Origin of the sequence: Evansella tamaricis (genome assembly GCF_019042215.1) — a bacterium.
In the GTDB taxonomy this organism is placed as follows: Bacteria; Bacillota; Bacilli; order Bacillales; family Salisediminibacteriaceae; genus Evansella; species Evansella tamaricis.
Genome location: NZ_JAHQCS010000077.1, coordinates 62,674 through 71,999 on the forward strand (window position 1 = coordinate 62,674; position 9,326 = coordinate 71,999).

Consider the following 9,326-nt stretch of genomic DNA (forward strand, 5'->3'; position numbering starts at 1 on the left):
GGCAACAGTGACCCTGTTGCCGTAACGGTTTATTTCAAATTCTACTCTTGTGAGAGGCTTTCATTCATTACTGCCGCTGCGTCTTTTGCTGCTTCCTCTACTGTTTTGTCATTCGTAAATGCACCATTTAATCTTTCATAAGCACGATCTTCCCAAACAGCAGTTGTGTTGGAATATGGTCTAATTTGAGCGTAGTCAACCATATCAATAAACACTCCAATATCATACGTATCATTTGAGTTAACCCATGCATCTGCTGCACCTTCATACGCTGATATAGCAACACCTAACTCCGCTTGTCTTGTTTGGCCTTCTTCAGAACTGAGGTACTCAACCCATTTCCATGCTTCATCAGGATGATCAGTGTTATGTGCAATAGCATTTCCAAGTCCATTAAAAATAGATGCCCTTCCTCCATCATTTGAAGCTGGTAACACTGCTACATCAAAGTTTTCTGCCATGTATTCGTTTTCAGTAAATCCGGTTAAATTCCATGATCCAAAGAAGCCCATCGCAACCAAACCGTTTTGAAGGTGGGTTACCCTCTCTCCATCTCCGAATTCTTGTGGTGATAAGCCTTCTAGAACAAAATTAACATAGAACTCTAACGCTTCTATCGTTTTAGGATCGTCGTAACCTGATACTTTATCATCCGTAATAATTGTTCCACCATTTTGATATACAAAATTATAATACCCTTCTTGATTGTGCAAAGGTGTTAGAATACCATATTGTGAACCATCATCCTTAGTTAATTGTTTTGCAGCATCGTATAAATCATCCCATGTCCATGTATCATCTGGGTAGGAAACATTTGCTTCATCAAACATTGTTTTGTTGTACCAAAGCCCTATCGTGTCATAATCTTTTGGAATAGCATACTGAGTACCTTCAAAATTATAAATTGATTTCAAACCTTCAGGGAACTTATCCATTTCAACTACATCACTACTTTGAATACGGTCATTTAAATCTAATAACATTTCATTTGATGCGTAACGATAAATTTCATTGGAGTGCATCCAGAAAACATCAGGTAATGAGCCTCCGGTTGCTCCGGCTTCGAGTGCTGTCCAATAATCTCCCCAGCCATTTACCTCAATGTTAATCTTGATTCCTGGGTTCTGTTCTTCAAATTCATTTGCTATTTGTCTAAGACCTGATTCTTGGTTAGAGTCCCATATTGAAAACCTAAGTTCTACTTCTTCCCCAGAGCCAGATTGTGTTTCATCTGTACCTCCATCACTTTCTCCACCATTTTCACTAGTAGATTCCGAATCGTTACCACAAGCAGCCAGAAATAAAAGCACTAGTACTGAGATAACACTCAGAAAAGTTAATCTCTTTTTCACTTTAACCCCTCCTATAGATTATTTTTTTCATTGGTTGTAAGTAAAAGTTTACTAGTAAATTACCTAAAACAAAATGGAATAATGTTACCTAAATATAGAATAATGTAAGGGGTTACATTTTAGAAAACGGTAGGCACCTCAAACGGAACCGCCTTTATAACTAAACTACCTCATTGCTTCTATTACCCTTTCATACCATATTAGAGTTTCTGCAGCATCTCTTGAATTAATAAATAAGTAATCTTCTCCCCGCTCAATATACAAAAAAGGAGGTGTGTCTCGATACAAAAACAACGTGCCATTCCCTAATTCATCTAATCGGAATTTCCCCTTCGCTCTTTGTCCATGAGAAAATCCATTTGATCTCATTTGAATTTCTGGCACATTCTTTACTAGCTCCACCTTTGTAATATCATCAAGCTCCCAGCTCAAACCGTAAACCCCACTTATATGCAGTTCTCGCCCTTCAACTGTTAATTCGTTAGGTTGCGCCCCAATGTAAAAAACCGCTCCAATAATTCCCACTGTAAAAACTGCAGTAACAGCTAAAATAATCGTGTTACGTTTACGAACTCTCTTCGCATCAAGCTTAGAAATGAGTAATAGGTGTGTAAACATATAGATCATCATAATCCCTAACGAGGCTTCAAATGCAAAAGGCACGTTAAACAAAAATAGGATAACGCCAGCACCAATAATATAACCTGAATTAAGCATGACATTTCCTACAGCTTCTGGATATCCATTTCGAATCATCTCTTCTTGTTCCTCTTTTGATTTCATAGAAAAACCAGAGATTAAATCATAATATTGCTTTTTCTTTATTAAATATCCAAAGCCTAAAAGCATAGATATCACAGGAATTTGAATGATTAATATGATAATTTGATATATTTCCAACCTTCTTCACCTCAATACCGCATTAATGGTTAGCTGTAGCGAACCACTAACAGCTTATTCTCTATTTAATATTTTTACATAAATATCCACACGCTAATGGTTCACAGTGGAGAGTATACTTTAAAACATGGGGATTTTGTCTGTCCATAAAAGCTCCTATGAGGACAATTTGATAAAAGAACTATATTTGTTTGTCCTCATGACCGAAGCCTCGAGGACACTAGTAAAGCAAAATTCGGCAGAACTGTCTTCATGAAGGGCATATGAGGACATAACGGCAAACGAAACTACACCAAATGTCCTCATAAATACATGCTCTCTTATTGATTAGAACTAGCTTTACACTTCAACCCGGCTCTGAAACTGTTGTGTAGCAAATAACGATAAAATTAACACTAGCTCCGAAATATTTCCTATAGCTTTACTTTCGAATGGGATAGATAGTCCTCCAACAACTCCCATCATTAATACTCCCATGAATAGCCATATCCACCTTAGTTTTCGCCAAAGAATGAGGGAAGAAATGAGGATAGAGAGGGTTACTGCTGTCATCATGAAAGGACCACCAGAGGCATTAGTGCGTTTATAACTTAATACACCTTGCTGCCATACTGGTTTTAAGGACAAATCAAAGAGAGGGATGACTTCCATTATAATAACGAGCGCTGTCACAGCGAGAACAACATAGGTTGCTAAGCGCGTCTTCGCCCACGTCACTCCTGCTGCTCTTAAGATTTGCAAAGCAAATGGAATGAGTAAAGGGGTAAAAAAAGCATGCATCCAATATCTAGGGACATTTAACCCTTTTAATAGCTCCCCTTCTCCAATAAAACGTCCGACCGCCAATATAGTGTTATCGTAAAATAAAGCAGCAATGACAACTAATAAAAAACTGGAATAGATTGACCAGCGTTCCTTTGTGGCGACGTATACTCCATACACGAGTAAAAAGGCATATACCATTGATAAGAAAAAATAAATAGTAGTGTCCATCCAATCACTCTCTTTTCGTAGTATATAAAAGATATGTTTAGGATGTCCTTAAATGCTGGTTTAAATTAACGGGACAAGGGGTGTCCCCTTGCCTCCCCTAAAAACTGGAAAGGTCACCAATCCACTTGGATGCTGTTACCTTTTCCCCCATAAGATAAAGTTATATCGTTCTGCGGGTCGGGGGGCGATATCTAAGGGTATTATTTCTCATATTCCTCTAATAATTTATTAATTACTTCTTCTCTTAACATTTCTACATCTGTTATCTTAATTAATTCGATTCCCCAAAAAGTTGTTAACTTTACTTTCTCTTTAAAGTTTTCTCTTTTATAAACATTACCGTCAGCTTTAAAATTAAGATTCTTATTCTCAAATGCCATACATTTTAACCACCAATGTTGTATATCTTTCTTTTGATCATCCGTAATAATATCACCAAAGTCCAATACTCCGCCCAATACACAAGGAGTTAATAGCTTAACCCGAGCGTGGTAAAACTGTATGTTTATTATTAATACTCTGGTTTCTTTCTTTTGCTTGAATTTGTCATGATGGATATATGCGCGGGACATATATTGAGGAAAAAAGTTGGAAAATGTATTTTTATTTTGTTGGATGCTTTTACTAGGTTCGCTCCCAATTGTATTTCCGTATATTGGCTCAAACCTCTCCTCGCTTAATATCATATCTGCTTCTCTTAACATTAAAATACTGTTATGCACCATTGATCTGACATTTTCAATCGAAGTAATTAAAACCTCATTTTCTCCCATTCATATTCCTCCCTACAAAACTATAGTTAGTTACAGACACATTTTTTAAGGAATCCCAAGTTAAATCCTGTGTCTTAGTGGAATAGCTCCAGTTCAACATTCCTACAGATTGAAGATTATCGAACCCCTGATAAGCAACCATATTTTTCTTAACTAAGAAATCGTTTAAATCAGTTATAACTAGATTGTTATACTTACTAATGAATTTGGAAACTACCGGTTGAAAATGCCTCCATGACAACCAATACAAGTCTTCATTTTTAAATTTTACAGTTGGACGCTGGGCAACTGCTTCTAAACTGCTTTCTAAATCTTCATAAGGAATATAGGACTCGAAAGTCAAGTAGATCATTGATCTCTTTACACTACGATCCTCACAGATTAATCCTAAAGTTAAACAAGTAGATTCATTGAGAATATCTTCAATTTCACGTCCAATTTGATCCCTTTGTGCATTGGTTCTTTCTTCAACATCAACCGTCTCATCTTCAATACTTGATTTTCCTGAAAAGTATTTAGCCTCGATGCAAATAAGATGTACTTCACCTGTTTGATATTTCAAAGTTAAGATTAAATCTGGTTCACTGTTAGCTAATTTAGGCCAAAAATAATAATCTACTTCAATGAGTTCATCTCTTTTAATTTGTAATGTTTGCTTTTCCAGGTTTCTTGCACTGTTAAAGATTTCTATCAACAATTCATTATCAGGTAAATATCTTAATAAACCGAAAATAGTTGAAGTTAAAACATCTTCACTGTTCTGAACAGAACTTGATACCTTCCCCATTAACTGTGCTTGAATCATATAAACCTCCTTATTAAAACATTAGTTTCTTCAAAGTATTAAGATCAACTTCGAAATTGCTTCCATATGTTCTTTTCACTTTGAGAATTTTTTCTTTTGGCCCATAGTATAAAACTTCAAAATTATCATTTACATATTGAAGAACAAATAAATCATCAAATTTGTCAAACGTATTTTTATTTATGGTTATGAATCCACTTTTCTGTGCTGTTGTTTTGACACTAATTTTGCGATTGTTACTAATGACGTCAAACCCATGTTGATTCACTTCCTTAGCTAAAGTCCCTTTGGTTTTTATCGCGCAATAAAATTCTCCGATCCGTCCTATTAAATGTCTTACCTCTGTTGGCTTACAATTCAATAAACTTATTTCATACTTAAGTATCCTGCTATACTCTTCAAAAAGATTATTAATTTGTTGGAAGCTAAGTGAACTGGTCGCAGCTTTTGGATTAGAGTTTTCACTGTGTTCATTATAAAGCTGCTTAACCCCTTCATTCCATTCACCGATAACAAATTCACTTTCACTCCCTTTCGGTTTATGAAAAATTAAACCTGTATATGGAAAACTCTCTCCTAGGTATTTATAAGTAGATCTATTAATATACTCGAACAAATGCTTATCGAATTTGATTCCCGCGTTATATCTGTTATAGCAGTAATCCGAAAGTATTATACTACTAGGATTGGTACCGTATTTTTCATTTAGCTCCTTTTTTAATTCAGAAGATGTTGTTAATGTCTTTTCCTTACCTTCCATTACCTTTTTGATTTGCTCATATATTTTCATAGACCTTCACCTATTAAATTAATATTTAAGAAATTTTTATTGATGTTTATTAATTCAACATTTATAGCATTCACTCCTGTTCAAGTAAATAAATCCATCCTGTTTATATTTTTCCAGGTTAAAAAGTGCCTGACCCCCGCTCAGTAATACAATACTGCGTCGGGGGTCAGGCACCGCAAACCATTGGTTGAATTAAATCAGTTCTGATATAAACATTGTTGTAGTCCCATCTTCTGTTTTAAATCCCAATTTTATGTAGAACTCAACTACATTTTGGTAGGCAATCAACACTTTTGTTTGGTATCCCTTATATCTATCAAGCATCATATCCATCATTTCTTTGCCTATTCCTCTTCCCTGATAATTCGGATTTACTAACATGTAATGAAAATAGGCTGTTAATGCACCATCGGATAATGCATTAATTAATCCAATAAGTTTTTCTCCATCCCACGCGGTAATAACCGAATGAGAACCTTTTATTGCTTTTAATAGTTCACGTGGAAACTTTCCAGACTCCCATTCTACTGAAAGAAACAATTCCTGAAGACCTTCATGTGTAATATTTTCTATATCTGTTTTGTAGTAAACTTCCATTCATAAACCTTCTTTCATTTTTGATATGTAGGTTTAACTAATCAATAAGGCAATAAGGTAAGGCGATCCCTTTTTAAAGCAATGTTACCCAGGTATTGAATAATTAAATAAACTCTTTAAATTGATTTCTTTTAATTCCATTCCATTCTCTCTGAATAATGCTAAAGTATACATCATCTCTACTTACTCCTGATGTATCAATATAATTAGCTCTAAAAACTCCTTCTTTTGTTGCTCCCAACTTTTTAATTGCTTTTTGTGAACGAACATTTCTAATATCAGCACTAAATTGCACTCTTCTAAAATCCATAATTTCAAATGCATATTTTAATAGTTCAAATTTACAGGCTTTATTTAATCCAGTTCCTCTATATGGCTTACCGTACCAAGTCCATCCAATTTCCAGACGCTTATTATTAAACTGAATATTTCCGAACCTTGTTGAACCAGCGATTTCATTGGTTCTTTTATCAATGACTAAAAAAGGATATGAATAGCCATGGATTCTCTGATTAACGGTTTCTTCTATGTACTTATCGAGTTCTTCATCATTTTTACACTCTATTGTATAGTAAACCTCTTTATCATAAATGATATTTTCTAACTGCTTTCTGTATTTTTCTTTAAATGGAATTAACTTTACAAGATGATTTTCTAAGATTATATGTTTGTTATAAAATTCATTCTTCACTTTTAACATGTCCCCTTAACATTTCATTTTTACTATATATTAACAATAATTCTATATGGTATATTGTAGTAAATACATAATAATTTTAAGTTTTTTTGGATAATTACTTAATTATAAATATTAATTATATGCATATACTTAAGTTTTTAATGTTAAGGAGGAACTATTATGGACGAAATTGATTATAGTATTATTAGTCAACTTCAAGAAAACGCTCGAATATCAATGACCGATCTGGGAAAGAAGATTGGACTTTCCACTCCTGCAACAAATGAAAGAGTAAAAAAACTAGAAGATAAAGAAATTATAAGAGGGTATAGGGCTATCATTGATCCTGAAAAACTCAATAAGAATGTAACAGCATTTATTTTATTCGACACAAAACAAGGAAAAAAATTCAGAGATTTTTGCAAAGACCATCCAATAGTAGTAGAATGCCACCGCTTAGCAGGGCAGTATAGTTATTTAGTGAAAGTCGTAACAAAATCAGTGAAAATACTTGAAGAATTTATTGATGCTACTTTAGTTTATGGAGAACCGTCTACCTTAATTAAATTATCTTCTGTTGTGGAATATAAACCATTTATTAAAGGCGTTAATGAAGAATAATTACAATAGGGTAAATTGATATGATGTCTCAATGAACTTATCTTTTAACTATTTTTAAAATGTGTTATTCCTTAGGTAGACAATGCTTATATCAATTATTACTTCAAAAAGCTTGCTTCGCAGTATATGTCTAATAAAAAAAACCACCCTAAAAGAGTGATCGCCTTAATATGACTTTTTAATTACGAGTATCGTTATACTGTGCAGCAAAAACTTGTTTGGTTAATAAAAGTCAAAAAATGGTGCCTGACCCCCACTACGGTGATACAGCACCGTGCCGGGGGTCAGGCACCTCATTCGCACCTTCCCATTTCTCATGCTTTTCATATGCCTCTATATATCAACTCTTCGTAGAATCGTTATAAAAAACCGAATCAATACATGGGTTTATTAAGTCTCTAAAATACTGATCCATTTGGGAAGGAGTATAGGACATATTATTGTTTACCCACCACTTTAATAAGTTGATTAAGGTACTAGAAATATGGTTTGTTAAGATTTTTATAGGGACTTTAGGATTTTTTCCTAAAGGTAACTTCGACTGAAGGTATTCCTCTAATCTATGATTCCAGTAAATCTCAACTTTTTCAAAAAAGAAGTCAGCACTCTCTGTTTTGAATAAACCTTTAACAATCTTACTGTCTTCCTGTATATGTTCAAAGAGCTCCATTACTGAATTCACTCTAGGTTTCTCCCCATCATATTCAATATAGCTCTTTATATATTGATTAAGTATTTCCAGTTCATCCTCCACACTGCTAAACAGCAGTTCATCCTTGGTTGCGAAGTGGGAATAAAAGGTGGATCTCCCTACATTCGCCCGATCAATAATATCTTGAATAGTAATTTTATTGTATCTTTTTTCCTCCATTAGTGAAAATAGTGCCTCATTGATAGCTTGGCGGGTTTTCAATACTCTTCTGTCCAATTCATTACCTTTCATTTTACTCCCTCATTTCGGACAATTTTTGTCTTTCGTTCCATAACGTACTTTTTATTAAGTTTGATGATTTACTGTTAAATGATCAATCATTTACAATTAAACTGAACAAAGTGTTCAGTAATGAATTTATTGTACATTAACCACAAACAGAAAGAAAGCTAGATATTTTTCTTAAATCAAATTGTATTAGCATGAAGAGAGTAGTTTATTTTAATGTAAAATCGAAAGGAGCTAATGCTTGATGGAGATATTAAAATATATTAGTTTAGCAGCCACAACATGGTTTGCAGGTTTTTTCCCACATTTTGAAATATATCTTGCCGTTCCTGTAGGATTATCAGTTGGACTTAATTGGTTTGATGCTTTTCTTTGGGCATCCCTTGGGAATTGGATGGTTATCCCACTAATTGACTTTTTTTATGATTGGTTAATGAAATTTAAGTTTATGAAAAAATTCAGTGAGAAGTCTTTGAAAGGAAAATGGCGAACACGATTGGAGAAGTACGGTGCTTTCTTCATAGTAGTTCTTACTCCAGTTACGGGTGTTTGGGTTATAGGAATTATAGCGAAAGCTTTGAAATTTAATAGAGTACAATTATGGCTATATAGTGGTATTAGTGTGGGTGTGACAGGGTTTGTCATCGCTGTATTAGCTAATATGGGGATACAATTATTTTCCTAAATGGTTTTGATAGTAAATCACTAGTTTTTACAATCACAAAATAACTCAATTAAAACGTGCTAATTCGTTTTCTTATCTTCAATCAAAATGCAACCAAGGTCTGAAAGTGCGCTTACAGGCCTTGGTTACCATTTATTAATTTGTACAAGGAAATTAAAGTACTTTAGTCCAAAATTGCTATTAATCACCTA

The 9,326-nt window shown here is 34.0% G+C and carries 11 protein-coding genes; 2 read left to right on the forward strand and 9 right to left on the reverse strand.

Annotated features, from left to right (window positions below; genetic code table 11):
- Positions 1–41: 41 nt before the first annotated feature.
- The 8 genes from KS419_RS07625 to KS419_RS07660 form a co-directional block, all read right to left on the reverse strand.
- Positions 42–1,352 (reverse strand): ABC transporter substrate-binding protein, encoded by a 1,311-nt coding sequence (locus KS419_RS07625; protein ID WP_217065566.1) that lies wholly within the window; start codon positions 1,350–1,352, stop codon positions 42–44.
- Positions 1,353–1,517: 165 nt separating this feature from the next.
- On the reverse strand, positions 1,518–2,252 hold the full coding sequence (locus KS419_RS07630; RefSeq protein WP_217065568.1) for a DUF3784 domain-containing protein: 735 nt from the start codon (positions 2,250–2,252) through the stop codon (positions 1,518–1,520).
- A 339-nt stretch (positions 2,253–2,591) separates the two neighbouring features.
- Positions 2,592–3,245 (reverse strand): hypothetical protein, encoded by a 654-nt coding sequence (locus tag KS419_RS07635; RefSeq protein ID WP_217065570.1) that lies wholly within the window; start codon positions 3,243–3,245, stop codon positions 2,592–2,594.
- A gap of 200 nt (positions 3,246–3,445) precedes the next feature.
- Entirely contained in the window at positions 3,446–4,018 is a 573-nt protein-coding gene (locus KS419_RS07640) for a hypothetical protein (RefSeq protein ID WP_217065571.1), read from the reverse strand.
- Positions 4,005–4,823: a hypothetical protein gene (locus KS419_RS07645; protein ID WP_217065572.1), complete on the reverse strand. Its 819-nt coding sequence runs from the start codon at positions 4,821–4,823 to the stop codon at positions 4,005–4,007. Before KS419_RS07645 ends, KS419_RS07640 begins: the two co-directional genes overlap by 14 nt.
- A 13-nt stretch (positions 4,824–4,836) precedes the next feature.
- Positions 4,837–5,613: a DUF7225 domain-containing protein gene (locus tag KS419_RS07650; protein WP_217065573.1), complete on the reverse strand. Its 777-nt coding sequence runs from the start codon at positions 5,611–5,613 to the stop codon at positions 4,837–4,839.
- A gap of 192 nt (positions 5,614–5,805) precedes the next feature.
- Positions 5,806–6,210 (reverse strand): GNAT family N-acetyltransferase, encoded by a 405-nt coding sequence (locus tag KS419_RS07655; protein ID WP_217065575.1) that lies wholly within the window; start codon positions 6,208–6,210, stop codon positions 5,806–5,808.
- Positions 6,211–6,313: 103 nt separating this feature from the next.
- Positions 6,314–6,901, reverse strand: a complete 588-nt coding sequence (locus KS419_RS07660; RefSeq protein WP_343215036.1) for a GNAT family N-acetyltransferase — start codon at positions 6,899–6,901, stop codon at positions 6,314–6,316.
- A gap of 168 nt (positions 6,902–7,069) precedes the next feature.
- Here KS419_RS07660 and KS419_RS07665 point away from each other — a divergent pair, with 168 nt between their 5' ends.
- Positions 7,070–7,510 carry an Lrp/AsnC family transcriptional regulator gene (locus KS419_RS07665; protein ID WP_217065578.1) on the forward strand — a complete coding sequence of 147 codons (441 nt, stop codon included), beginning with the start codon at positions 7,070–7,072 and terminating at the stop codon, positions 7,508–7,510.
- A gap of 340 nt (positions 7,511–7,850) precedes the next feature.
- On the opposite strand, the gene KS419_RS07670 is transcribed toward KS419_RS07665, so the two are convergent.
- Positions 7,851–8,453, reverse strand: a complete 603-nt coding sequence (locus KS419_RS07670) for a TetR/AcrR family transcriptional regulator (protein WP_217065579.1) — start codon at positions 8,451–8,453, stop codon at positions 7,851–7,853.
- A 241-nt stretch (positions 8,454–8,694) separates the two neighbouring features.
- On the opposite strand from KS419_RS07670, the gene KS419_RS07675 reads away from it, so the two are divergent.
- Positions 8,695–9,135, forward strand: coding sequence for a small multi-drug export protein (locus KS419_RS07675; RefSeq protein ID WP_217065580.1), 441 nt, complete (start codon positions 8,695–8,697; stop codon positions 9,133–9,135).
- Positions 9,136–9,326: the final 191 nt, after the last annotated feature.

Excerpts from the sequence above, each read along its gene's own strand:
- KS419_RS07675 (WP_217065580.1), top strand. The coding sequence starts at position 8,695 with ATGGAGATATTAAAATATATTAGTTTAGCAGCCACAACATGGTTTGCA.
- KS419_RS07645 (WP_217065572.1), bottom strand. The coding sequence starts at position 4,823 with ATGATTCAAGCACAGTTAATGGGGAAGGTATCAAGTTCTGTTCAGAAC.
- KS419_RS07655 (WP_217065575.1), bottom strand. The coding sequence starts at position 6,210 with ATGGAAGTTTACTACAAAACAGATATAGAAAATATTACACATGAAGGT.
- KS419_RS07640 (WP_217065571.1), bottom strand. The coding sequence starts at position 4,018 with ATGGGAGAAAATGAGGTTTTAATTACTTCGATTGAAAATGTCAGATCA.
- KS419_RS07670 (WP_217065579.1), bottom strand. The coding sequence starts at position 8,453 with ATGAAAGGTAATGAATTGGACAGAAGAGTATTGAAAACCCGCCAAGCT.
- KS419_RS07665 (WP_217065578.1), top strand. The coding sequence starts at position 7,070 with ATGGACGAAATTGATTATAGTATTATTAGTCAACTTCAAGAAAACGCT.
- KS419_RS07635 (WP_217065570.1), bottom strand. The coding sequence starts at position 3,245 with ATGGACACTACTATTTATTTTTTCTTATCAATGGTATATGCCTTTTTA.
- KS419_RS07650 (WP_217065573.1), bottom strand. The coding sequence starts at position 5,613 with ATGAAAATATATGAGCAAATCAAAAAGGTAATGGAAGGTAAGGAAAAG.